A 24,139-nucleotide genomic window follows, 5' to 3' on the forward strand; every position below is an offset into this window, starting at 1 on the left:
CTTATTTTGTCGAAAGCGGAAAAGGTCAGACATGTAAAGACACTCTTCACACTCAAACCCATACAGGGTATAATAATTTTATACCAAATTAGAACAAGTGTTCTTATTATTGTTCGTATTTTTGAAAGGTGTGTGGAGTGTGTGGAAGTGGTAATGTTTGATGGACTACCTTTAGGAATTGAAATCGTATTGGATGACTTACTCATTATTGGCACTCAAAAAACAGCACCAAAGGAAGAACCGGCTGAATAAGCTCGGTTTTTTTATTTAGGAGGAACACCATGAAAGCAGCATTATATATTCGCGTCAGTACAGAAGAACAAGCAAAAGAAGGATATTCCATCTCAGCGCAAAAACAGAAATTAAAAGCTTACTGTATAGCCCAGGATTGGGAAGTAGCTGGAGTATATGTGGATGAAGGATTATCTGCCAAAGATATGAACCGTCCACAATTAGAATTGATGATGAAAGATATACAGAATGGCAAAGTCGATTGTGTTTTGGTTTATCGCCTGGACCGTTTGACGAGATCCGTATTAGATTTATATAAGTTGCTTGAAACATTCGAGAAATATGATTGCAAATTCAAATCAGCCACAGAAGTTTTTGAAACGACAACCGCACTCGGACGTATGTTTATCACCATTGTTGCTGCTATGGCTCAGTGGGAGAGAGAGAACTTAGCAGAACGTATCCGCTTTGGTTTAACAGAAAAAGCAAGGCAAGGAAAGTGGGCAGTGAATCTGGCTCCATTCGGTTATGACATTGAAGGCGATTATTTAGTCATCAATAAAGAAGAAGCCAGAACGGTCCAATACATTTATGATGAATACCTTTCCGGGAAAGGAATGAACACCATTTCCATTGATTTAAATAAAAAAGGAATAAGCACTAAAACGGATAGCACTTGGCACGCAACAAAATTACAATACATCCTAAAAAACCCAGCTTATATCGGAACCATGCGCTGGAATTATCGGGTGAATAAAGAAAACTATTTTGAAGTTGAAAATGCTATTCCTCCTATTATCAGCAAAGATCAATTTGAACAAGTTCAAAAAGTAATGGAAGCCAGGAGTGTTTCCCATCCACGAGCCGCAACCAGTGAATTTATTTTCTCGGGTGTAGTGAAGTGTGCTCGGTGTGGATCTCCACTAACAGGGAAATACGGTTATTCCAAAAGAGGTGAAAAAATCCACAGGCCGAGGGGTTATGTTTGCACAAAAAGCGTACAAAAAATGTGCGACTTGCGCCAGGTATCAGAGAAGTACTTAGAGCATCACTTTTTAGAGTTAATCAGCAAGTGGGATATTCGAGCTGATGAGGTGCCGGAAACGAAAAGTCAACCTTCCACACAGGAAGATGATAGGGAATCGATTATCAAATCACTTGAAGCAATCGAAAAACGCAAAAAGAAATGGCAATATGGATGGGCAAACGATATGCTAAGTGATGATGATTTTAGAGCGAGGATGCAAGAAGAAGCACAAAAAGAAAAGCCGCTCAGAGAGCAGCTGGAACTATTACAGGAAGATACCATAATTCAAGTTGTGGATGAAGAAGAAATTTTATCTGTCTTATCAGACTTGCGACTAAACTGGAATTACTTGACCGCATTGGAGAAAAAGAACTTCCTGGCTTTGATCGTCGAACGGATTGATGTGGATAAAATCGGGCCTAATGGAAAGATTGAAAGTGTGAAGATAACGGATATTCAGTTAAGGGAATAGTGCGTTGTCGTATTATCATAACCAAATGTCCGGTCAATGATGCCCTTATAGCAGTTTCCGCGGTTTCTTTATCCCTGATTTCCCCCACCATTATGATATCAGGATCATGCCTGAGTATCGCTTTAAGGCCGGCAGAGTAGGAGATCCCCGCACGTTCATTGACCTGGACCTGAAGCACGGCGTCACTAGGCTTTTCAATCGGATCCTCCAGGGTGATGACATTGCGGTTGATAATTTCCGCTGTTTCTGAAAGCATCGAATATAGAGTAGTCGTTTTCCCGCTGCCAGTCGGACCAGTAAAAATAATCAATCCATGTGCATGTTTTAAAAGGGATATGAGTTTTTTGGAAGTGGATGGAAACAATGAAATCTGATAGGAAGTAATTTGATTTTGCTCGGGAAGGAGACGTATGACCATGCTTTCGTTCTTGTAGGCGGGAAGGGTGGAAAGCCTTAAGCCGATTTTGGTGCCGTTATACGGGTAAGTGAAGGCACCGCTCTGGGGCCGTCTTTTTTCGCCAATATCCATAGAAGCTGTGAACTTGAAGTGGGAAATGAGCCTTTCGCAATCTGTCTGATCGAGCGTATAACGCGGGAGCAGTTGATTGCCGAGCCTGAATTTAATCAGTGTATCTTTTTCTCGGGGGATGATGTGGATATCCGAGGCACCGCTTCTTAAAGCATCTTTTAAAACATTATCAGCTAACTGCTCGATTGATTTTACAATAGGGATGCACCACCTTTTTTGTTTATAAAAAAAATATTTCGCTATCAGCATTGCAATACCTGCGAAAAAATCATCTTAAATGTGAATAAAAAATGACAAATCTATTTATACTACTAGCGTAGTGACAGCAAATAATAATTTTGGGCTATAGCCAAGCGGTAAGGCAACGGACTTTGACTCCGTCATGCGTTGGTTCGAATCCAGCTAGCCCAGTAAGAAAAGCGCAAGCGCCCTGGTCAGACCCGACAAGCGCTGGAGCTGGACATTTCTCGAAGAGAAATTTACATTTTCTTATCTCGTAAAAAAGAACAACGGAGGCATTCCCGCTTCCGTTGTTCTTTTTGGTTTCTTTTACGTTGCAGACGCCTCATTTCGCTATCCCTTTCAGGGCATCAGGGTTAAACCCGACAATCAGCTTTTTCCCATCTGTTAAAATCGGGCGTCTTAACAGCTTCGGTTCATTGATCATAAGTTTTATAACTTCCGAGAGCGGCAGTTCCTCAACATCCACCCCGAGTTTTTTATAGGTTTCTCCCCTGGTTGCCAGCAGCTCATCAAGTCCGTCCGTCGTCAATGACAATATTTGCATCAGTTCATTTTTAGATGGAGTGTCTTTGAACAAATGACGTTCATTGAATTTCACGCTGTTCGAGACTAGCCATTTTTTTGTTTTCCGGCATGAAGTACAGCTAGGATAGGAAAAAAACGTCAATTCTTTCATACTTGTAAAACCTCCTGGCGAGCGATTTTTCTTATCTTTTTTCTATTGTATAACTTTTGTATAACTTTTGTACATTATTTTGTCATCATTTCGCCATTTAGTTGTGAACATTTTCTAAACATATAGTGCAAACAGTGTAAACCTTATTTTCCCTCCTATATAATAAAGGCAAATCAGTGGTCTGAGGTGAACTAAGGTGGAACAAACATTAAAAATCACAAGTGTTTTGTCTGACCCAACTCGTTATTATATTTATCAATACATTACAAAAAGGCATAAAGATGTAACAGTGCAGGAAATCGCGGATAATTTTGATATCCATCCAAACGTGGCAAGGCTTCATTTATCAAAGCTTGAAGATGTCAATATGCTGGTTTCTGAAACTAAAAAAACTGGAAAGGGCGGACGCCCGAGCAGACTGTACCGTCTATCTGATGATGTGATCCAGCTTCACTTCCCTTTCCGCGATTACCAGCTGCTATCCAAGATTGCAATGACAACAATGATGTCACTTGGAGAGGCAGGAAAAAAAGCATTATACTTGACCGGTAAACGTTTTGGCGCCGAGCTAATCGACCAGGAAATTTCCCGCCATCCGCATCTATCAGAGGAAATGTCATTCGAACATAAATTGAATGCAATCAAAAATGCAGCAACGCTTGCAGGATTTTATCCTGAATTCGAGTCTAACAGCGAAAAAACAAAAATCTACTTCCAAATTTTCAACTGCCCTTTCAAGGAAGTAGCGATGGAACATACTGAAACAGTATGCAATATGCATTATGAATTTTTGCGCGGTATGTTTGAATCACTGTTTGGGGACATCGAGTTGATTGAAAAAGAAAACATGTTTAACGGCTGTGACTCTTGTGCATACCAAGCTGTTATCGCACAATAATCAATCCTTGTTTACTTTTCACTCCACTTTACTTTATAATATGATAGTGATGGACTTGTAGGGTAAAGGAGGGATATCTTTGGATCGTATGTACAGAGTTTTAGGATTCTGGACGGGAATCTTTGCTGTGATGTTTTTCTTAGGTCACATGTATACGACGTCCTTGATTTTCTTTGGTCAAACTGGATTTTTCTTGCTATTAAGTTACTTGAAACTGTCCGAGCGTATGTATATTTACGTTTTCGGCGCATACTTAACTGTTTTCTTTGCAGGTTTTACTTACTGGACAACTTTTATGATGCCACTGGGTGGAGCAGGACATTAATAAATGTCTATGCAATAAAAAAGCGATGGAACCCCATCGCTTTTTTTATTTGGTTCTACAATTTACACAATTACTGTTTTCTGCAGAAAGCAAGCATATATCATATTAATAATTTTTTTGCCGATTCATCAAGTCTCTTTCCCTGGATAATTACGTCAAAGGATTGGCTGATGCTGCCTGGCATGATGAGGCTCCGGATGGCCCGGTTCCGTTTGCTGGCTTCTGAAAAAGGATTCGGATCTTGATGCTCTGCCAGTTCCTCCAGAATGCCAATGGCCATGAGGAATTCATCCTGCCTTTGTTTTTGCAGAAGCTCTAATCCATACTTCTCCCCCTGGGATATAAGGACGTCAAAATGCACATGGCTCGTTATATCCATCTCCCCAGGAGACTGCAGGACGTCATGGTGCATTTGGTGCTGATAATACCCCCTTAAACTCCCCTTCTTGCGTGCAGGATGAGTCCAATCTTCTTTCGTGTATCCGTAATCGACAGTCAGCATGATACCCTTTGACAAATTTTCTGAAATGGATTTGATGAAAGGCTCCATCGCGAGCGGAATTTCAATTCTTTGTCCCTCTGCAAGATCCATATCCTGTTCCTTTAGAAACTCGATTATTTTCTTATTTTCCATCGGAACTATTTTTTCAATAAATCGATCGTTTTCAAAGCCTATGAACACTTCGTTGACCATGCCTTTATTTTTTTCAATGATATGGACCGGAAAAGCATCAAACAATTCATTAGAAAAAACAAGACCTTGATTCATTCCTGAATCAGCGAATGTATTGGCGTAGGTGATTTTTACATTCTCCAGCCCGCTTAATTCCTGCTCTTGGAGGCTTTTATGATATGGACTTGCCTCAACAATATAATATGTAAGTATATCATTTGTTATTTCACTCCAGCCCTGTATAAAAGCACTGGCAAAACGGCCATTCCCTGCCCCTATCTCACAAACCGAAGGCTGCAGCCCCAGAATGCCTGCATTTCTGGCAAACCACTTCCCAATCAATCTGCCGAAAATGTCAGATACATTGCTGGTTGTATAGAAGTCACCGCCTTTGCCAATTTTCTCGCGTTTTTTCATATAATAGCCTTTCTCAGGATGATAGAGGGCAAGCTCGATGAAGTCAGCATAAGAAATCATTTTATGTGGTGAATCGGCAATAAACTGGCTGATTATTTCTTTCATATTTACTCCTTGATGATGATTTTCACTATTGACATAGTGTTTTCTTTATAATATTGTTTAATTAGTAGCTTAACTATATCCCCTCCCATGATATGAATAGAACATCCCCCAGAAAAGCCCTTCTCCTTGAGAAGGGCTTTTCTAGTTCCTTAGGTATGAAAAGAGCACTAAACCATCCCTAATCAAAAAAATCATCACTGCCGTATACTAGCCATTTGAAGACAGCTTAAGTTAAAATCCATTCAAAAAGGGATTGGAATCCATTTCATGGCCAATTGTAGTGGTCGGCCCATGTCCTGGCAATACCTCTGTTTCTTCTGGCAATACCAAAAGCCTGTCATGGATGCTTCTGATCAGTTGATTATGATTCCCGCCTGGCAAATCAGTCCTGCCGATGCTTCCGTTAAAAAGTGCATCACCAGCAATGACAAAATGATCTTTTGGAAAGTGGACGGAAATGCTTCCTGGAGAATGCCCTGGCGTTTCAAACACTTCAAACGTGAATTTGCCGATTGACATTTCTCCTTCATCCTTTATTAAATGATCGGCAGCACGAGCTGTAATACTATCTTGCATCATAAAATGTTTCGACCCATTCATGGCAGGATCCGTGAGCCAATCCTTTTCCTTTTCATGGATATAAACTTGTAAGGCATATTTATCCCGGATGCTGTCAACTGCGCCGATATGGTCAAAATGCGCATGTGTCAGCAAAATAGCTTCAGGCTTTAATTCCAGCTGGTCAATCATTTTTATTAATTTTTTCGGATTATCACCAGGGTCTACGATAAGACATGATTGGTCGTCACCATAGACGAGGTAACAATTTGTCTGCAATGGCCCAAGCGGGACCTGTTTCCATTTCATGTATAATGCCTCCAGCTTCTAATGGTAATATTGATATACTTATTCTACACTATTATTGGGGAAGATTTAAGGATTTGCCCATTTAGAAACGAAGGAGAGAAAAAAAGTGTACAAACTGATTGGGGTTGAAACCAAACCGTTTTTGACGGAGCTGCCAGATTTCCAACAATTCCTGCTCTCTGTGGCGCCACCAGTTCGAATCCATGAAAACATTTATATATACGACAACAGAAGAGATGCTGAAGATGCTCTAGAATTATTGAAGGAAGCGGATTTATTTGAAGAAACACATCGCCTGGTTAAATTAACAGCTGGGGCGTCCGGCGAAGTTTTTTTTGATTATGGATTTCACGCTGAAGATTCCGTTTATCTGTATATCGAAGATCTTGCAGCTTTCAAAATTTCTGACGGTAACACTATTCAAATTGAAATGGCTTTGCTCCAATTAGAAGAGCATCTGGTTTTCAAAGCCGATGGCGGCATTTTTTTCACGATCAGCCATTATACTGAACTAATAAAGGGTATAGTAAGAGCATATGAAGTTAAAGTTGAGTTTTTAGACCTCGACAAATGATTTAAAAAAATATAAAATAAAAAACGAGTGTATGCTTGTAATTACATAACAGGCTGCCGCCTAAACTTATCAACAAACAGGCTTATTGTCTGCCTAATAATTATGAAGGGGGCTTTATCATGGGATTGGCAATTATCTTCGCTTTAGTTACGCTGCTTGCCGGCTATGCTACTTTTTCGGCACTTAAAAACAAAAACCTTCTTGGAATCGTATTCGGTGGAGGAACATTCGTTGTACTTGGCTGGTTCACAGTCATGACCATCCTTAACCATGGATTCCCAGTTGCGCATTAATCTAAGGCATTAAAAGACCACCCTTTGCAGGTGGTCTTTTTTGTTATATCAATGGTTTCCTGATTATTTGAGCAGCTCGTTAACACGCTCCACTTTTTCATGCATTTTCCTTTTTTTATCGCGCCTGTCATCAATCCTGATGTTGGTGGCAACACGGTGGATTCCTGCGTTAAAGGGCACCTCATGTATCGCCTGGATCACTTCGAACAATACAGGCAGCTCTCCCTCAATCAAAGTATTCATTGGTGTAAGCTGAAACTGGATTTTCCCCTCTTTTTCGTATTCCTTGAGAACTTTTTGGATATCAGCTACATATGAACTTACACTGGGAGTTTGAGTGCCAATTGGAATAACTGTTACATCTACTATTGCCATAAGAATCTCTCCTAGAAAAATTTATTGAACGAGCTCGATTATTTCCTTTGTGTCTATATTCAAAACCTTTTCCAGCTGAAAACCGTACAGGCACATTTTAGAAGACGGTGAACAGGAAATAGGCTCATTGGCCAACCCGGAAAATATCAAATCCTCTGTTTTCGATCCAAGATTAAAACGGATCAGGTCGAAGCCCTCCTGGTATATATCTGCTTCTCCATTATGAAGTGCGCGCAAATATAAAAAATCTTGCCCTTCTTCCATTAAATCATAAAATGGGACAACCCATCCAGAAAAAGAGGTCAGAACCGGTGCATCGAAACTGGCTGCCGGATTAATTCCTTTGCCATATACGGTATACTGGGCTGTTTGAGGATTCGCTTGCTCATCAATTTTCACAGTCAACAGATACCCGCTTAATGAATCGAACTGGAATACATCATCCTCTATTTCAGCTGGTTGATTATCATTAAGTGATACTGAATACAAGGGAGCTTGCAAAGCAATGCCCTCTTCATCCCACTTCTGGTAAACCAATTCTTCCTTTGAAATCCAGCGTACAAAAGGTTCTGACAGATTGATTTCCTGTAAATCATTTTCGCGCAAATTCCATAAATAAGAACTGAAATCCCATTCCTCAGTAAAGGCTGAAATCAAAATCAGCTCCTCATTAAAAGGATTCCATTCAAAGTTTAATTCGTAAGAATCAATATTCGTGGAATGCAACTTTTTCCCTCTCGGATCTATGATAGTCAGGATACCTTCATTGGAAACAGCACTATGGATCATTACCATCTTTTTTCCCGGACTTGCTTCAGCAGATATGATGGGCACTTCGCTCTCGAAAAGCAAGGTGGATTTCCCTGTAGCCAGGTTATAGGAATAAAGCAAAGAACCTTCGCCTTTATTGGCTATATAAAGGATAGATGAATCATTAAGCCAGCCTGCAGCTTTGTAAAACTCTTCTCCATCAGATTGGATAGGGATGATTTCGGCTCCTAAAAATGAGGGACTCGGTGTTTCTTTCACTCTGTTCAAGCTGTGCTTCGCTCCTCCATGGTAAGCCCCATCAGGCTTTGGTGAGCAGCCAGTAAGGAGGAAAGCAGAAGTGGATAGTATAAAGAACAGAGACATTAAAAATGTTGCACGATATGTATTCTCCTTGCGCTCCACCTCTACACCCCCTTTAAAACACTGTATATATCTGTACGTGGAAATTGCCTAAATGTTTCATTTAATTTTGAAAAATCAATGTATATTTATTTTGCACTTTCCGGATATTGATAACATACACCCCATAATATAAAAATTCAATCCTTAAAATAAATAAAAAACCTGCGCTCTTAAGGCGCAGGTTTTATCAGATTTTATTTTGCGGTTTCCGGGTAGGATTCTTTGCTGCCTTCAGGCTGGCCATAGAATCTTAGCAAATCACCGTAAATGATTTTATCAGAGTATTCGAGTTCATTCTTCGCTTTTTCCATATATGGTTCACAAGCAGCCCTGTCTGTAGGCTCACCTGTCGCTTTATCATAGCAAGTATCTCGTGTGAATACTTGATCCTTGGTGATAAAGCTGCCATCGCGAAGGACAGCAAAGTCTAGTCTGTCTTTTGAGAAAAGATCTGAACCGAAATCAATGTCATTCTTTGTATCGATGCCCAACATGTGAAGGATCGTCGGCTTAATGTCAATCTGACCTCCGACTGTAGAGATTGTCTTTCCTTTCTCTCCTGGAATATGGACAATAAATGGAACCTCCTGAAGCTGAGTGCTTTCAAACGGCGTTATTTCTTTGCCAAGATACTCACTCATCGCTTTGTTATGGTTCTCGGATATTCCATAATGGTCTCCGTATAAAATGATGATTGAATCTTCATAGAGACCTTCATCCTTTAACTTTTGAACAAACATCTTCATTGCTTCATCCTGATAGCGGACAGTTGGGAAATAGTTATTAACCGTTTTGTCATTAGAAGTATACGGCTGGATTAAGCTGTCTTCCTCACTCAATTCAAATGGGAAGTGGTTAGTCAAAGTAATAAATTTTGAATAGAACGGTTTTGGCATATCCTTCAGATGCTGCACGGATTGCTGGAAGAAGTCTACATCCTTCATTCCCCAGCCTACTGAATTTTCTTCAGTCACTTCATAATCAGGCAAGGAATAAAAACGCTGATATCCCAATGCCTGGTACATGATATCGCGATTCCAGAAGCTCTTGTTGTTTGCATGCATGGATGCTGTAAAATAACCATTTTTGTTCAGTATTTCTGGTGTAGCAGTATATTCATTCCCTGAGTGAGTAAAGAATACGGCTCCACGGCTCAATGGATATAACGAGTTTTCAACCAAAAACTCAGAGTCAGAGGTTTTCCCCTGTCCAGTTTGGTGATAAAAATTGTCGAAATAATAGCTTTCTTTAATGAAATCGTTCAAGAAAGGTGTAATTTCCTGACCATTTACCGTTTGGTTGATAACAAAATTCTGTGTCGATTCCATAGAAATCAGGATCACGTTCTTGCCCTTGGCAATCCCGAACATATCATCATTCGGCGGCAAATAATTTGCACGCACATAGTTGTCAATGTCAGCTAGTTCGCTGCCATCCGCCATAGCACGCTGTGCGGATGATTTTGATTGTAAGTACGCATCGTAAAGATGATAATTGTAGGTTCCGATGTTCTTGACAAGCATTTCTCTGTCAAACGTTCTTGTCAGCAGCTGCGGACGCTCAGTTTCAGCCATTCCCAGGTTGAAAAAAGCAATCGCGATGGCAACAAGGAAAAATGCTCTGCGATCTACCTTGGAATATTCCCGATATCCCATGAATTTTGGTTTAACTTTTAAAAGAACGGCTAAAATGATGAAATCAGCGAAATACAATAAATCGCTAAAGTTGATGAGTTCAGTGACACTGCTTCCCAGATCGCTCATATTACTCGTCTGGAACAGGACCGGAATCGTAAGGAAGTCATTAAAGAAGCGATAGAAGACCACATTAGCGAACAAGACTGCTGAAACTATGAAACTTGTAATCAAAATGTAGCGCTTCTGGTTCTTCTCCTTCATGAACAAGCTGATTCCAAAGATAAACATCAGGAAGCTCAAAGGATTTATGAACAGGATGATTTCCTGTCTCCAATTTTCGATTTTAATATCAAAGCTAGTTTTATAGGCAATGTAAGTTTTCAGCCAGAGCAGGATTGTCGCAATCGCAACAATGGATGCTTTTGACCAATTTTTGTTTTTCATTGGTTTGTTACCTCCCTGTTAAAAATAACAGATATGGGAATTTTTAGGTTAATTTTTCTGATCGCTCAAGAATCAAACATAATCTTAATACTTTTTTTACGAAAAAGCAAACGGGAAATTAAAGATAAACGGTATACTAAGCAATTGACTCATCAATGTGATTTTCCACCATTATAGACGTTTCAAACCTCAAAAAGTTTCAGGAATGTCCAAATTCGGAAAATTGAATCTTTTATTCCTAACTAAAAAAGGAGTTTTCTCATATAAAAAGAAAACTCCTCATCCCGATTATTATACCTGTCCTAACTTATTCTTCACCAGCCATGCAGCTCCGATGACGCCTGCATCATTTCCCAATGTCGCGATGCTGATTTCAGTCGACTGCGCGACACGCGGAAATGAATTTCTTAAAAACTGTTCTTTCACGGGATCAAGAAGAATATCTCCCGCCTTTGAAACTCCGCCTCCGAGGACAATTTTTTCAGGATTAAGGGTGTTGGCGATATTCGCAAGCGCGATTCCCAGATGCAATGCAATGGTATCAATCACCTTTAGGGCAGTTACATCTTTTCTCCTCGCAGCATCAAAGACATCCTTCGCCGTAACAAGTCCTGTTTCTTTATGGACCACTGCAAGTTCACCGCTTGAATCTTCAGCGCTTAATGCTTCCAGAGCAATTCTTACGATCCCAGTAGCAGAAGCGATCGTTTCCAGGCAGCCAGTTTTGCCACAGTTGCAAGGTGCTCCGCCTTCAGCTAATGATGTGATATGACCGATTTCTCCCGCAGCTCCGCTTATTCCATGTACGATGTCACCATTGGCAATTACTCCGCCGCCGACCCCAGTACCCAGGGTTACACAAACAAGATCCTTTGCACCGTTTCCAGCGCCTTTCCACATTTCTCCCAGCGCTGCACAGTTAGCGTCATTATCAATCACTGCCGGCAAAGATGTTTCCACTTCCAATAAATCTTTTAATGGATATGGCTCACGCCAACCGAGATTGACCGCCTCAAAAATAACACCTGTAGGCAGGTCGACAGGTCCAGGTGCACCCATTCCAATCCCGACGATTTCGCTTTTTGAGTGCCCCAATTCCTCAAGCTTCGCGTCAATTGCTTTAGCGATATTGACCGTAATATTTTTCCCTTCATTTGAAACATCAGTTGGTATTTCCCATTTATGAAGTACTTCACCATATAAACTAACAAATGCAAGTTTAGTGGTTGTTCCGCCTAAATCTACACCAACAAGCCATTTTTCAGCCATTTTGTGTCACCTTTTCCTATTTGCATTTTTTTCTTTTTCCAGCTGTATTTCATGCCTTAACAGCAAAAGTGCAGTCTGGTAGTCTCTTGTCTCAATCAATTGTGAATGAAAGAGCTCCCTTAACTCAGACTCCATAAGCTCTAAATCAGAAACTCTGTCGCCAATATAAATAATTGTCCCGAATTTTTTCAGGAATTGCTGTATTTCATAAATCGTTTTCAACGTATTCCCCTCGATGTTTGTGAAAATAAGAGCATGTTTACATTACTTAAGTATAATGGATACGCGCACCCGCCTCAAGAGTGCTGGAGAAGTTTTTATTAGACGAGGCTCTATTTAAATTAAATGTTGATTTCCGTTCCAGCTGTTTCTAATCCCGGTGGAGTCTCGGGACTGTGAGTGCCAATCAACATTGTATTTAAACAAAAACAAAAAAGCAGCATAGGCTGCTTTATCTTAACGATCCGGATCCTGCGGATTCAATATGCGCGGCCGCCGATTTTTCAGAGGAATTGGTGAACGGACCAAGACATCCCGGAAGGCTCTCAGATTAAATGGTATAAACGGCCATAAGTAAGGTACCCCGAAGGATTTCATTCTAGCGAGCATGATAATGAACAGAACAATTCCGATCAAGAACCCATAAAGCTGGAATGCCGCTGTCATCACGAGCAAGAACAGCCTTACAAGCCTGTTGGCCAAACTCATTTCATAACTCGGGGTTGCAAACGTGCCAATAGCAGCGATGGCAAGATACAATATTACTTCATTAGTCAGCAGGCCGACTTCGACCGCCACCTGGCCGATCATCAATGCAGCGACTAGTCCCAGTGCAGTCGCCAGTGAAGTTGGCGTATGGATGGCTGCCATCCTCAGGACGTCAATTCCGATCTCAATGATGAAAAACTGTAAAAACAGTGGTATCTGGCCGGGATCATTCGGACCGATATACGATAGCTTTTCGGGCAGCAATTCAGGTCTGACAGCAAATAGGTACCAAAGCGGCAGCAAAAACAATGAAGTCCATACAGCCATGAAGCGCACCATCCGCAAATAAGCTCCAACAAGCGGCTTATTCCGGTATTCTTCTGCATGCTGCAAATGGTGCCAAAAGGTAGTGGGTGTGATAAGCACACTTGGCGATCCATCGACGATGATGCACACATGCCCTTCATATATGTGAGTTGCTGCCGTGTCTGGCCGTTCCGTATACCTTACCGTCGGAAACGGATTCCAGTGCCGGCCAGAAATGAATTCCTCGATTGTCTTTTCCCCCATCGGAAGACCGTCAGTATCAATTTTGCTGATAGAGTCTTTTACTTTTTTGACCATATCAGGGTCAGCAATATCTTCTATGTAACAAATAACTATATCGGTCTGGGATCTTCTGCCGACTTGCATGTATTCCATTCTTAATGTGCGGTCACGGATTCTCCTTCTCGTAAGCGCAGTGTTGAACACAAGCGTTTCGACAAAACCGTCCCGCGAACCCCTTACTACTCTTTCTGTATCAGGTTCCTGGGGCCCTCTGACAGGATAGGTCCTTGCATCGATCAGGATGATTTCTGAAACGCCATCAACCGCCAGAGCTGTCGGTCCAGCAAGAACCATGTCCGCCACCTTGTCCAGATCATCGGTTGTTTCAACCTCCACATATGGAATGTATGTCTTGACCATTTTCTTAAGTGTATCAACTTCTAATGCCCCCGGCTCCAGCTTAGCGAGCAATTGCATAATATAGAGCAGTATGTCGTCCTTTACAAAACCATCAACAAGGAACAAAGCCATGTCCCTTCCAGCGTACTCAACATCAAGCTGGATGACATCGAAACTCTTGCCAATTCCAAGCTCTTCCCTTAAAAACTCAATATTTTCTTTGAGGTTTGCATGAACCGGATGTTTCTTTTTTTCTGCCATAGTCTATCTAAACACCTTTCATAACAGCGCTACCCATTATTTTCCTGACTTTTCCTTCACCATCTTAGCCAAAGATCGAGAAAAACATACTTAATTGCATGTGTTCAGGACAAGTGTCATATAGTGGTTATACCGGTCAACCATATGAAATTTAAAAGGATGAGATTAATGAAAAAATATCTATTTTTAGGGATTAGTACATTGGCCATAGCAGTTTCTGCACTTGTGATCCAGCTGCAAATAGTTAATCCATCAGAGGAAACCATCACGTTTTTCCCAATCGATGAATCTGTACGTTATAAAAGTGCCAGCACCACTTTGACACTTGAAAAGAACAAAAAAAATAACCTTCACCGAATCGATTGGAAAGAGAGCTCCCTTCTGGACAGGGATGCATATTTAAGACAGGACTTAGGCCTGCTATATGTAAATGGACTTTTAAAAGGGAAAGTTGGGAAATGGGAGCAGGACACAGCCGATTTATCCCAGGAAGAGATCATCTCGACAGGGGAGAGTGCTAGATATGACGCGATCACCTTTCATTATACCGAGCTCCATGGCGCAGGAGATAAAATCACAAGTGCCCAAAGGATGTCAGATGACATGCTTTATGTGATTGATTCACCTTTCAGTCCACTTCACTCCTTCAGAATAGCCAAAAGCAAGCTGGAGAAGGAATGGAAAAATGTTTTAGATCAGAGTACTGTTAACAGGCTGAATAAAAGTCTCAACAAAGCTGCTAAAACTTACGGAATCCAGACTGCGAACTATATCACCATCCCGCTTGATGAAATCAGGAAATATGAAGATCAGCCCATCCGGGGATTTTCCCAGACAGAGACTGCCAATATCCTCGGAAAGCTATGGGAGGGATTATATAAAAATTACTACCTGGGCATTAAAAAAAGCGATGGCACTGTCGTTGATCCAATTGACAGCACCATGCCGCTTATTTTAGTGTCTAAGGATAAAAGTCATCTCCTGGTAGTCACGCAAACCAAAGATGGTGAAAGCATTGTTCTTAAGCAGCTTCTTCAAGGTAATACTTGATCTGCTCAAGTGTCTTTTGGTAGCTTTCCTGACCAGGATTAAGTTCCGCAGCCTTTTCCGCATACTTCTGTGCTTCCAAGTAGTTCTTTTCATCAAAATAAATCAAGGCGAGATTATAATAAGCTTCATGGAAACTTGGTTCAAGCTCAATAACCTCATGGAGATGACCCTTCGCCTCCTCAAGTCTGCCCTGTTTGATTTCAGTAAACGAAAGCAGGAATATTGTTTCAGCAGAGGATTTCCCCTCTTGCTTGTATGCTGACAGCACATCATAGGCCTTTTCATATTCTTCTTCTTTTAGATGCTGCTGTGCAAGAACCAGGACCGACCGTTCGTCAACAAGATCAGCTTTACCGCTGAATCCGTATTGAAGGGCAAGAAAAATCGTCGCACCGGCAGCAGCCAGGAAAACTAGTTGAAGCAATGGACGTTTTTTCTTCGGCAGGTGGAGAATTCCTGCTGCCGCAAATCCGCCCACAAGCCCGCCGATATGACCGGCATTATCTATACCAGGAATCGTAAAACCAAAGGCGAGATTGATACCAAGCACTATCAGAATATTAAGACCAAGCGTTCTCCAAAACAATCTTGGGTTAGTCACGCCAAAATACAGCAATGCCCCAAAACAGCCAAAAATCGCACCACTCGCTCCTGCTGAAAGGTTCGGGCTGTAAATGAAACTGGCAAGCACTCCTCCAAACCCTGCGACTATATAAATAAATAAGAATCGGAAATTGCCATAAAGCCTTTCAACCATTGTTCCTAAATAGTATAAGGCAAGAGTATTCATGAATAAATGCAGCAATCCAATGTGGATGAAAATCGGCGTAAAAAACCGCCACCATTCCCCATCTAAAATAAGTGGATTAAATTTAGCTCCGAATTTTATCAATGTCGATGTATCAGTGCTTCCGCCGGCTGCCTCAAGCACGAGGAACACCAAAATCTGTATTGCAATAAAAATATATGTGAAAAAGGGTTTTCCGTAATCAAAAACGGATTGCTCTGCCTTTGCTCTGTCAAATGCCGTAGACAGGGCATGTTTCTTTATGTTTTCAATATCGTGGCTTGAAAAGTCATCTACGAGCTCGATATCTACCTGATCACCAAGATTACTTTCAATCTCTCTTAAGGCATCCATCGCATTCGCACGGTCCGTTAAAATCGATTTTACAGTTACCTTGCCGGTATCTGAGGATTGGTATGGTTCCGCAAGCCGGAATTCATAATCGTCAACAGGTGGATATGCGCTAAAGTAAAGATTTAATATCTTCAAGTCTCCTTTAGCAAGCTTACCCCGTATCCGTTCCCCGTTTTCTGCAGTTATTTCTATATCCCTCTGCAGCCAGTTGCTCCAGTCAAGATTATAATGAAGCAGGCGAATCACCTGCGCTTGCTTGTTTTCTGTTTTCTCAAGCCACAGCTCGCCCTGATCCTTCGATAATTGCAGGATTCGGTATCCCTTTTTTACAATCAGGAATTCCGTGACCCTCCAAAACAAATACTCTTCCAAAAAAGCCAACTTCTCCCCTACTTTCTTGCCAGAATAATATCTGGCCAATAAAATATATAAATATATGTATGTACATTCCTTTATTTTTTCCTTTTTAAAATATTATAAACTAATTATACTCAAGCAAGATATCAAGAGCCCTCTATTCACCTGACAAAAACAGAAAAAGACCACTAAGGGTCTTTTTACTGGAATTCTGAAGGTCCTGAGAACACGGATTGCATCATCTTGCTTCTAATACCGGGCAAACCCATTATTGAACCCACTGCCACTCGGCGCAAAAACCTGTTTCCCAGAAGCATATTCATGACACGGTATCTGTTATCAAATAAAAAATAACCGGCAAGACCAAGCATGAAGATCGAAACCATTTTTCTTACCATATATATCCCTCCCTTTTTATTTTAGGAAAAAGATGATGATTTTATCCCTTGCCGATAAAAAATACATTCCAAAAGTTGTGTATATATAATAGTAGAAAGCGGTTTCAGCAGCAATAAAAAAGGAGCTGCTTATATGCAGCTCCCTCGATACTAACTCTTCAGGACAGGTTCCATAACTTTTCTCAACACTTCTACGGAATGGTCGAATTTCTTTTGTTCCTCTTCATCAAGGGATAGCTCGACTATTTCCCTGATCCCGCTGCGGTTCACTATTGCAGGTACGCCGATATAAATATCTTCGTGGCCGTACTCTCCATTCAGCTGGGCTGAAACAGTAAGGATTGAGTTTTCATCATGGAGGATGGCCTTAGTCAAGCGTACAAGCCCCATCGCGATTCCATAATATGTTGCCCCTTTTCGTTGAATGATGTGGTAAGCCGCATCCCTGACATTCGTGAAAATCTGTTCAAGGTCATCGTGTTTGTAGTGCTCCTGGTCTTTCATCATCCTGGCAATCGGTTTGCCGCCGATATCGGCATGGCTCCATACTGGCAATTCTGTATCGCCATGTTCACCGATGATGTAGGCGTGGACATTTCTCGTATCAACTTTAAAATAGTCTCCAAGCAAGAAGCGGAATCTTGCTGTGTCTAAAATCGTTCCTGAGCCAATCACACGTTCTTTCGGCAGGCCGGAGAACTTCCAGACTGCATATGTCAGGATATCGACGGGGTTTGTTGCGACAAGGAAAATACCGTCAAATCCGCTGGCCATGATTTCATCGACAATGCTTTTGAAAATCTTTGTATTTTTTTCTACAAGATCGAGTCTTGTTTCGCCTGGCTTCTGATTGGCACCGGCACAAAGTACGACCAAGTCTGCATTCTGGCAGTCTGCATATGAACCAAACCAAATTTTTGTCTGGGAAGGGGCAAAAGCCATTCCATGGTTCAAATCCATTGCGTCTCCTTCTGATTTTTCCTTATTAAGATCAACAAGTACCAGTTCTTCTGCCACTCCCTGATTGACCATAGCAAATGCATAACTTGAACCAACAAAACCAGTTCCGACGAGCACGACACGGTTTACACGATTTTTCATATCGCCATCCTCCTTGAATTTGTAATTATCTTCCCTCAAATAGATTGTACATTATTTCACAAACTTTATGTATTCCTTTATGAAACAGAAAACGTTATCATTATAAACATTTTGTTACAGAGCATTCCTTAACTAAAAAACTATATATAAAACCATTCCCAAAAATGCTGCTGTAAAACACGAAATAAAATTCACCGCATCATTATTGAGTTTTTTGTAACCTGAAACCTGGATGGTAGGCATAGAACAATGAAGGGTTTTTTCTGTAAAAAGCCCACATTTTACGCATTTATAACCGGCTTGGAGATAGGCTCCCAGCAGCGTATCCAGCATAGTCCCGACAAACCCGAATATAAAAATTGCAACGGCCCATCGCTGTTCAAGTCCAAAAAGAAAATAAGCGGATAGAGCAATCAACAGTGAACCAGCAGCAGATGCAGCTGTACCGAAACCTGAAACTGCACCTGATGTTCCTCTTGGAACTCTTTTCATATTTTTGACTGATACGGGCCACTTCTTGCTTAACACCCCAAGTTCAGACGCCCATGTATCGGCGTTCGCACTTGCCAGGGAAATCGAAAACACAAGAAGCCAGACTGGATCAGGGGACAAAAGGTTAGCCAGACCGGCTAGCGCGGCAGTCCCTCCATTAGCGGCAACCTGGGCCCAATCCCTTGCTGAACCTTTTTCATGCAATTCTCCAAGGTATTCCTTTCTCTTATGTTTATATTTTGAAAGGAGACTGGATGTAACAAAAAAGGTGCCCATCACAATCACCCCATTGATTCCGAACCCTGCCCAAACCAATATTCCTGTTAAAGATGCAGCAACTGCCCCTGATGAGCTGAGAAGATTAAAATAGCTGAAAACTGCCGCTGCGATCCCTATTAAAGTTATGACAATAAATTGCTCAGCGTCCAACGAATATAACCTCTTCATTGCTTATGATTTTCTTTACAGGAATATCATGCTCTTCAGTTGGGATTTCAGTTACAATTTGGTTTTTAAAGGCCAATGAAACCGTATTACCATGATAGTTTGCCAGAAAACGGTCGTAATATCCTCCACCAAAGCCAAGTCTGTATCCACTTTCAGAAAAAGCAAGGCCAGGGACGAGCACTAAGTCTATTTCTTCAGGTTTTACCGTTTCTGTTTCGGAAACGATCGGTTCCAACAAGCCGTAATAGACTGATTCAAGCTGGGAGAATCGAGTCAGCTGCCGGAAATCCAAGCCTCGTAACTTGGGTTCGCATTTTGGCACGACTATTCTTTTCCCTTGCTCCCAGCCTTTACGGATGATTTGAAAAGTATCAACCTCAGGAGCTTTTGAAATAGTAACGGCGATCGTTGAAGCTTCTTTCCAGTCTTGATCATTATAAAGCTTCTGGGCAATCTGGTAGGACATATCTTCATAATGAGGTAAGCTCAGCTCCGACAACTCTGCTCTTACCAATTTACGAAGTTTTTGTTTCGCTTCCATCAATTCTTCCCCCAAACTTCACAAAATTTCGTTATGTATAAACTTTACCATTATTTTCTTTGTCTGGCATTTTTAAAAGGAAATTTATATATACTCTATGAATTTAAGCAAACAAAAAAGCAGCTGGGAAAATTCCCGCTGCTTATTTTGTTTCGCGATGTACAGTAGAACGCTTTTCTCTTGAGCAATATTTCTTAAGCTCAAGACGATCTGGGTTGTTACGCTTATTTTTTTTAGAAATATAGTTGCGCTCTCCGCATTCTGTGCAAGCTAATGTAATGTTTACACGCATATTATTTCCCTCCAAACTAATTCAAGCTAGGTTCGTGCATACGACTTTTCTATAATATCACTTTTTGTCGGGAAACGCTAGTGTGTTTTTCAAAAGCATATTATTCAAATTTACGACCGTATTTTTTTCCGTCCCTTCAATCATCCAGCAGCTGCTTTTTTGAGTTTCACGAGGCCCCATATTCAGGTCAAGCGAAAAGACGCTGGCAGCTGCTCCTTTCGCCATCGGCTGATAATTGAGCTTTCCTGACTCACGGCAGTTCCACAGGCGTTCGGTACTGATGTTCCATACCGGCTGGACTGTGCATTGCTTCATCCTGCCGCTGCTATTCATCCCGTTCACTAAATAAATTCTTTTATCGGCAATATGGAAGATGACATCCTCATTTGGCGATACGAAACTTAAGTGTTCATTCGCTGTTTCAGCATGCCGTTGAATTAGGATCAATTTTGCTTGCTTACAGGATTTGGCATGATTCGTTACGAAAATATCAAAAAACTCTACCTTAGAATGTATATTAGCCTGTTTGACTTTAATCGATAATTCATCAAACGGCAGCAGCTTTTCGCTGGCATTGCCCAGCCAGTATATTTTACCGTCGATCCATAAACCATGGCTGAAGATCAAAGGCTTTCTGCTGTATTCCATTCTGCCATCATCGTCTACCTCAAGATAAGCATTCATTTTCATTGCATTCCCTCCTTCTGTGAAGAGTATAAATTTAATGAACTACTATAGAGTTTATCTGTTGCCTTCGCGTTTTGTTCCCAGCTGAAATTAGCATTAGCCGCTAATTCCCCTTTTGTGGCTATGGCTCTAGCAAGCTGGTCATTCTTTATAATGAAATTAATTGTATCTGTTAAACTTTTTTCATCATCAGGTTTCATGTAAAAGCCTGTCTCAAAATTCTCTACAAGACTCTTCAGCCCACCTGTTTCGGCTACAATCGTAGGTACACCAGCCGCCAGTGCTTCGGCAGCAGCAAGTCCGAATGGTTCATAACTGCTTGCAAACACTGCCATGTCTGCCCTTTGCAAAAAACCTTTGCGGATGCCATCATTGACAAAACCAATGAAATAAACAGTATCAGTCAATCCAAGCTGCTTTACCTTTTGCCGGTATATTTCTAGCAGCGGTCCATTTCCTGCGATTACAAAGCAAAGCTCTGGGCAGACAGTTTTTAGAGCTAATGCGGAACGGATTATAGTTCCAAACCCTTTTTCCTCTACCATTCTTCCGATTGAAAAGACCACTTTCCTTCCTCTTAAAAAAGGATATACTTCCTCAATGTGAATGTCCGGTATGCTGCGGTTATCAGCCTCTGCTCCATTTGCAATGACAGAAATCTTTTCTTTTGACACTTTAAATAATCTGGCAACCTCATCTTCCATATAATTGCTGCACACAATGATTTCATCAGCTGTGTGTGCAAGATTCTTTTCTTTTGAAAAAACAAACTGCTGCAGCTCAGTATAAATTCCTTTATTGCGGCCAAATTCCGTTCCATGAATGGTCGCAATTAATGGTATACCTAAAGATTGGCTTATAAATTCAGCCGCTGGACCTGTCAGCCAATCATGTGTATGGACTGCATCTAATTCGATATGATCAGCAATCGCGATTGCTTCTTCTAACGCTGCTAAGTTCAGGCCGCCAATCCAGGCAAGGAAGTCTGGATCATTTTGATTCAAGGGGGATACCCGATGAATATGGACACCATCCCTTTTTTCATAGCTTAGCGATTCAAATGCTCTTGCAGTGATGACATGGATATCATAATTCATTTTCACTAGTTCTATAGAGAGAGCATGCACATGCCTGGCAAGTCCCCCGACTATATGCGGCGGATACTCCCAGGATAGCATCAAGATAGTCTTCCTATCTTCTGTTCCTTTGCTGTTTTTCACTTTTGCTGCTCCCTTCAAGGGTGTCATAATAGGTGTAAGTACTCACCTGTCCTACCCATCCAGGGGACTGCTGATCATAAATATTTTCTTTTGATTCTATTGAGTTAAGACTTGAAATGATTTCATTTGACCTTAACACCGGGAAAAATTTCTCTTCGTTTAGCTTGATTCCTAGTTCCACAACATAACTTCGGTTTTCGCTTACACCCTTGAATAGCCAGCTCGATACATCTTGCCGCAAGACGATCTCTTGAATACAGCCATCATTCCTGCCATTCGCTAGATCATACAGTCGCAAGGTTCTGACAACCCGTTTTTCCGGTAAATTGAAATAACGGCTCATGAATTGCACTTTCTCATCCTGGAGCTGCCAAAAAACAAAAAGCTTGCCGGGTGAAAGGATTCGCGCAGACAGATGGTCATATGTCTTGCTTGCTCTATGTTTTCTTATTGTCACGCTGCACCCCCAAATTATTAAGTGTATGAATCAAATTAAACATTTATTCTATAAATTTATGTTAGCATGTTACCTGCCTTGCCACAATGAACACAAATTGTCGTAATTTGCACCCTCATGAAGATACAATATGGAAGAGTTCAAATATTTTTCACTAGGCTTTATGAATTACAAATATGGTGGGTGATCGACAAGCTTTACAACGACTGGAAATCATAATATGACAAAACTATCATTTTTTTTCAGGAAAAAAATATGAATCGAATTTTCCTATACGGAATGGTACACTAATTCTATGTGTTCTAATTACAGCTCGGGAGGAATAACAGATGGGCTACATAATCATAAGTCTGGTCGCCCTTGCAGCACTCCTTTTTGGACTCTCATTCTTTTTAAAAGACCCGTATAAGGAACTGCGCGAGGAAATAGACCAGTTAACAATCCAACAAATCCAGGATCTCTACCAGATCAAGAAAAAGCTGAAGGTACTGGAGGAAGAATTGCTTGTAAATGATTCAATCCTGGAAAAGCAATCTTCATTTACTTCTGGCAAAAAGCAAATCCATGATATCATTAAAAACCAAGTATGGTCGCTTGCCCAGCAGGGTATGGATATTAACCAGATTGCAAAGCAATCTTCTCTTTCGAATCAAGAGGTACAGGAAATCATTAGTGAATTTGTTGATAAAGGACAGATCGTATGAATAAACGGACAGCACAAGCATTTGCATTAGGAATTCTTTTTTCTGCCATATTCCTTTGGGCAGGAGGCAGTGTAATCGCTGAAAAAGAACCGGAACAAAAAGTTGCAGTTTCGGACGCAAAAAAGGTTCTTGAAACTAAAGGCTATAAAGTAATGAGCAGCAATGAGTTCGCAAAGCTCAATGAGAAGAAAGCTGAAGTGAAAGTAGAGAAGCCAAAAGAAGAAGCACCTGCTGAAAAGACTGAAGCAGAAGAAGTGAAAGAGGAGAAAAAATTCACCCTCGTAATCGCTGGCGGAATGACTCCAGGTGACGTTGCAATCATGCTGAAAAGCCAGGGAATCATTGATGATGAAACTAAGTTTGAAAGATTCCTGATTGACAAGGGCTACCATACCAAGGTCCAAATCGGTCAGTACGAGCTAACTGGCGGCATGGATTATCACCAGATTGCCAAAGTTATTACGAAAAATAGATAATATTATGGATTAGACCTGCTATCAGCAGGGTCTCAGACTGTAGACATACTAGTTGAAAAACCAGTGTGTCTACAGTCTTTTTATTATTCTTTAGTTATTCTGTTGAGTTCTATTCCGGACACTTATGCTTTTGCCCAAAAAAACGAAAATGAACCCGAGAAGGTAAAATCAGTTCGCTGCATTGCCCGAAAATACGAGAAAGCACTCAAAACGGTAAAAGCAGGGCCTCTCCTTTGCCCCAAACTGCGTGAAAAAAACGGAAACGGTAAAAGCAGGGCCTCTCCTTTGCCCCAAACTGCGAGAAAGAACCGAAAACGGTAAAAGCAGGGCCTCTCCTTTGCCCCAAACTGCGAGAAAAAAACGGAAACGGTAAAAGCAGGGCCTCTCCTTTGCCCCAAACTGCGAGAAAGAACCGAAAACGGTAAAAGCAGGGCCTCTCCTTTGCCCCAAACTGTGAGAAAGAACCGAAAACGGTAAAAGCAGGGCCTCTCCTTTGCCCCAAACGATTAAGCCCATATAATTGTGTAAAAAGAAAATGAGTCAAATTAATTCCTTTAGTCAACAATGTTATCAGCGACGAAAACAATGTGGAGGAATTAATTATGACTCAATTACAGTTTAACCTAAATCT

Annotated in this window: 26 protein-coding genes, 1 tRNA gene and 1 pseudogene; 9 read left to right on the plus strand and 19 right to left on the minus strand. The window is 41.1% G+C overall.

Annotated elements, in window-relative coordinates; all coding sequences use genetic code 11:
- The first annotated feature begins 281 nt into the window (after positions 1–281).
- Positions 282–1,730 carry a recombinase family protein gene (locus M3204_RS14000; RefSeq protein WP_251482826.1) on the plus strand — a complete coding sequence of 483 codons (1,449 nt, stop codon included), beginning with the start codon at positions 282–284 and terminating at the stop codon, positions 1,728–1,730.
- Between the two features lie 16 nt (positions 1,731–1,746).
- Here the strand turns inward: M3204_RS14000 and comGA are convergent.
- A pseudogene (gene comGA, locus M3204_RS14005) lies at positions 1,747–2,508 on the minus strand (competence type IV pilus ATPase ComGA); the annotation flags it as partial.
- A 90-nt stretch (positions 2,509–2,598) separates the two neighbouring features.
- On the opposite strand from comGA, the gene M3204_RS14010 reads away from it, so the two are divergent.
- Positions 2,599–2,670 (plus strand) — tRNA-Gln (locus tag M3204_RS14010).
- Between the two features lie 154 nt (positions 2,671–2,824).
- On the opposite strand, the gene M3204_RS14015 is transcribed toward M3204_RS14010, so the two are convergent.
- Entirely contained in the window at positions 2,825–3,178 is a 354-nt protein-coding gene (locus M3204_RS14015) for a Spx/MgsR family RNA polymerase-binding regulatory protein (RefSeq protein WP_251482829.1), read from the minus strand.
- A 196-nt stretch (positions 3,179–3,374) separates the two neighbouring features.
- On the opposite strand from M3204_RS14015, the gene M3204_RS14020 reads away from it, so the two are divergent.
- A complete protein-coding gene (locus M3204_RS14020; RefSeq protein ID WP_251482831.1) occupies positions 3,375–4,076 on the plus strand; it encodes a helix-turn-helix transcriptional regulator in 702 nt (233 codons plus the stop codon).
- 79 nt (positions 4,077–4,155) lie between these two features.
- Complete coding sequence (locus M3204_RS14025) at positions 4,156–4,401, plus strand: DUF2626 domain-containing protein (protein WP_251482833.1); 246 nt, start codon at positions 4,156–4,158, stop codon at positions 4,399–4,401.
- Positions 4,402–4,501: 100 nt separating this feature from the next.
- Here M3204_RS14025 and M3204_RS14030 read toward each other — a convergent pair whose 3' ends face one another.
- Together M3204_RS14030 and M3204_RS14035 are read right to left on the minus strand one after the other, a co-directional pair.
- Entirely contained in the window at positions 4,502–5,596 is a 1,095-nt protein-coding gene (locus M3204_RS14030; RefSeq protein WP_251482835.1) for a class I SAM-dependent methyltransferase, read from the minus strand.
- A 231-nt stretch (positions 5,597–5,827) separates the two neighbouring features.
- Positions 5,828–6,463 carry an MBL fold metallo-hydrolase gene (locus M3204_RS14035; protein WP_251482837.1) on the minus strand — a complete coding sequence of 212 codons (636 nt, stop codon included), beginning with the start codon at positions 6,461–6,463 and terminating at the stop codon, positions 5,828–5,830.
- Positions 6,464–6,569: 106 nt separating this feature from the next.
- On the opposite strand from M3204_RS14035, the gene M3204_RS14040 reads away from it, so the two are divergent.
- Both M3204_RS14040 and M3204_RS14045 read left to right on the plus strand, forming a co-directional pair.
- A complete protein-coding gene (locus tag M3204_RS14040; protein ID WP_251482839.1) occupies positions 6,570–7,037 on the plus strand; it encodes a hypothetical protein in 468 nt (155 codons plus the stop codon).
- Positions 7,038–7,156: 119 nt separating this feature from the next.
- Positions 7,157–7,330, plus strand: coding sequence for a DUF2759 domain-containing protein (locus M3204_RS14045; RefSeq protein WP_251482841.1), 174 nt, complete (start codon positions 7,157–7,159; stop codon positions 7,328–7,330).
- 63 nt (positions 7,331–7,393) lie between these two features.
- Here M3204_RS14045 and M3204_RS14050 read toward each other — a convergent pair whose 3' ends face one another.
- The 6 genes from M3204_RS14050 to M3204_RS14075 form a co-directional block, all read right to left on the minus strand.
- Positions 7,394–7,705: an MTH1187 family thiamine-binding protein gene (locus M3204_RS14050; protein WP_251482843.1), complete on the minus strand. Its 312-nt coding sequence runs from the start codon at positions 7,703–7,705 to the stop codon at positions 7,394–7,396.
- A gap of 21 nt (positions 7,706–7,726) precedes the next feature.
- Positions 7,727–8,878, minus strand: a complete 1,152-nt coding sequence (locus tag M3204_RS14055; protein ID WP_251482845.1) for a hypothetical protein — start codon at positions 8,876–8,878, stop codon at positions 7,727–7,729.
- A gap of 194 nt (positions 8,879–9,072) precedes the next feature.
- Positions 9,073–10,959, minus strand: coding sequence for an LTA synthase family protein (locus M3204_RS14060; RefSeq protein ID WP_251482847.1), 1,887 nt, complete (start codon positions 10,957–10,959; stop codon positions 9,073–9,075).
- Positions 10,960–11,250: 291 nt separating this feature from the next.
- Positions 11,251–12,228, minus strand: coding sequence for an ROK family glucokinase (locus tag M3204_RS14065; RefSeq protein ID WP_251482848.1), 978 nt, complete (start codon positions 12,226–12,228; stop codon positions 11,251–11,253).
- A gap of 6 nt (positions 12,229–12,234) precedes the next feature.
- Positions 12,235–12,450 carry a YqgQ family protein gene (locus M3204_RS14070; protein ID WP_251482851.1) on the minus strand — a complete coding sequence of 72 codons (216 nt, stop codon included), beginning with the start codon at positions 12,448–12,450 and terminating at the stop codon, positions 12,235–12,237.
- Positions 12,451–12,684: 234 nt separating this feature from the next.
- Positions 12,685–14,145 (minus strand): spore germination protein, encoded by a 1,461-nt coding sequence (locus M3204_RS14075; RefSeq protein WP_251482852.1) that lies wholly within the window; start codon positions 14,143–14,145, stop codon positions 12,685–12,687.
- Positions 14,146–14,313: 168 nt separating this feature from the next.
- Between M3204_RS14075 and M3204_RS14080 the strand changes: the two genes are divergently transcribed.
- Positions 14,314–15,195 carry a hypothetical protein gene (locus M3204_RS14080; protein WP_251482854.1) on the plus strand — a complete coding sequence of 294 codons (882 nt, stop codon included), beginning with the start codon at positions 14,314–14,316 and terminating at the stop codon, positions 15,193–15,195.
- Here M3204_RS14080 and M3204_RS14085 read toward each other — a convergent pair.
- The 9 genes from M3204_RS14085 to M3204_RS14125 form a co-directional block, all read right to left on the minus strand.
- Positions 15,167–16,717: a rhomboid family intramembrane serine protease gene (locus tag M3204_RS14085; RefSeq protein WP_251482856.1), complete on the minus strand. Its 1,551-nt coding sequence runs from the start codon at positions 16,715–16,717 to the stop codon at positions 15,167–15,169. The genes M3204_RS14080 and M3204_RS14085 overlap by 29 nt on opposite strands.
- Positions 16,718–16,893: 176 nt before the next feature.
- Positions 16,894–17,091 carry a hypothetical protein gene (locus tag M3204_RS14090; protein WP_251482858.1) on the minus strand — a complete coding sequence of 66 codons (198 nt, stop codon included), beginning with the start codon at positions 17,089–17,091 and terminating at the stop codon, positions 16,894–16,896.
- A gap of 150 nt (positions 17,092–17,241) precedes the next feature.
- Complete coding sequence (locus tag M3204_RS14095) at positions 17,242–18,192, minus strand: L-lactate dehydrogenase (protein WP_251482860.1); 951 nt, start codon at positions 18,190–18,192, stop codon at positions 17,242–17,244.
- Between the two features lie 132 nt (positions 18,193–18,324).
- Complete coding sequence (locus tag M3204_RS14100; RefSeq protein ID WP_251482862.1) at positions 18,325–19,113, minus strand: DUF92 domain-containing protein; 789 nt, start codon at positions 19,111–19,113, stop codon at positions 18,325–18,327.
- Positions 19,103–19,672 (minus strand): 5-formyltetrahydrofolate cyclo-ligase, encoded by a 570-nt coding sequence (locus tag M3204_RS14105; protein ID WP_251482864.1) that lies wholly within the window; start codon positions 19,670–19,672, stop codon positions 19,103–19,105. Before M3204_RS14105 ends, M3204_RS14100 begins: the two co-directional genes overlap by 11 nt.
- Positions 19,673–19,814: 142 nt before the next feature.
- Entirely contained in the window at positions 19,815–19,964 is a 150-nt protein-coding gene (rpmG, locus tag M3204_RS14110; RefSeq protein ID WP_082686875.1) for a 50S ribosomal protein L33, read from the minus strand.
- Positions 19,965–20,021: 57 nt separating this feature from the next.
- Positions 20,022–20,654: a hypothetical protein gene (locus tag M3204_RS14115; RefSeq protein ID WP_251482866.1), complete on the minus strand. Its 633-nt coding sequence runs from the start codon at positions 20,652–20,654 to the stop codon at positions 20,022–20,024.
- On the minus strand, positions 20,651–21,871 hold the full coding sequence (locus M3204_RS14120) for a glycosyltransferase family 4 protein (protein ID WP_251482868.1): 1,221 nt from the start codon (positions 21,869–21,871) through the stop codon (positions 20,651–20,653). The genes M3204_RS14115 and M3204_RS14120 overlap by 4 nt, the downstream gene beginning before the upstream one ends.
- A complete protein-coding gene (locus M3204_RS14125; RefSeq protein WP_251482870.1) occupies positions 21,843–22,328 on the minus strand; it encodes a DUF4912 domain-containing protein in 486 nt (161 codons plus the stop codon). Before M3204_RS14125 ends, M3204_RS14120 begins: the two co-directional genes overlap by 29 nt.
- 329 nt (positions 22,329–22,657) lie before the next feature.
- Here M3204_RS14125 and M3204_RS14130 point away from each other — a divergent pair, with 329 nt between their 5' ends.
- Together M3204_RS14130 and M3204_RS14135 are read left to right on the plus strand one after the other, a co-directional pair.
- Entirely contained in the window at positions 22,658–23,032 is a 375-nt protein-coding gene (locus M3204_RS14130; RefSeq protein ID WP_251482872.1) for a hypothetical protein, read from the plus strand.
- Positions 23,029–23,508 carry a hypothetical protein gene (locus M3204_RS14135; protein ID WP_251482874.1) on the plus strand — a complete coding sequence of 160 codons (480 nt, stop codon included), beginning with the start codon at positions 23,029–23,031 and terminating at the stop codon, positions 23,506–23,508. The genes M3204_RS14130 and M3204_RS14135 overlap by 4 nt, the downstream gene beginning before the upstream one ends.
- The last annotated feature ends 631 nt before the right edge of the window (positions 23,509–24,139 follow it).

The organism is Mesobacillus subterraneus, assembly GCF_023715485.1.
GTDB classification, from domain to species: domain Bacteria; phylum Bacillota; class Bacilli; order Bacillales; family Cytobacillaceae; genus Mesobacillus; species Mesobacillus subterraneus_B.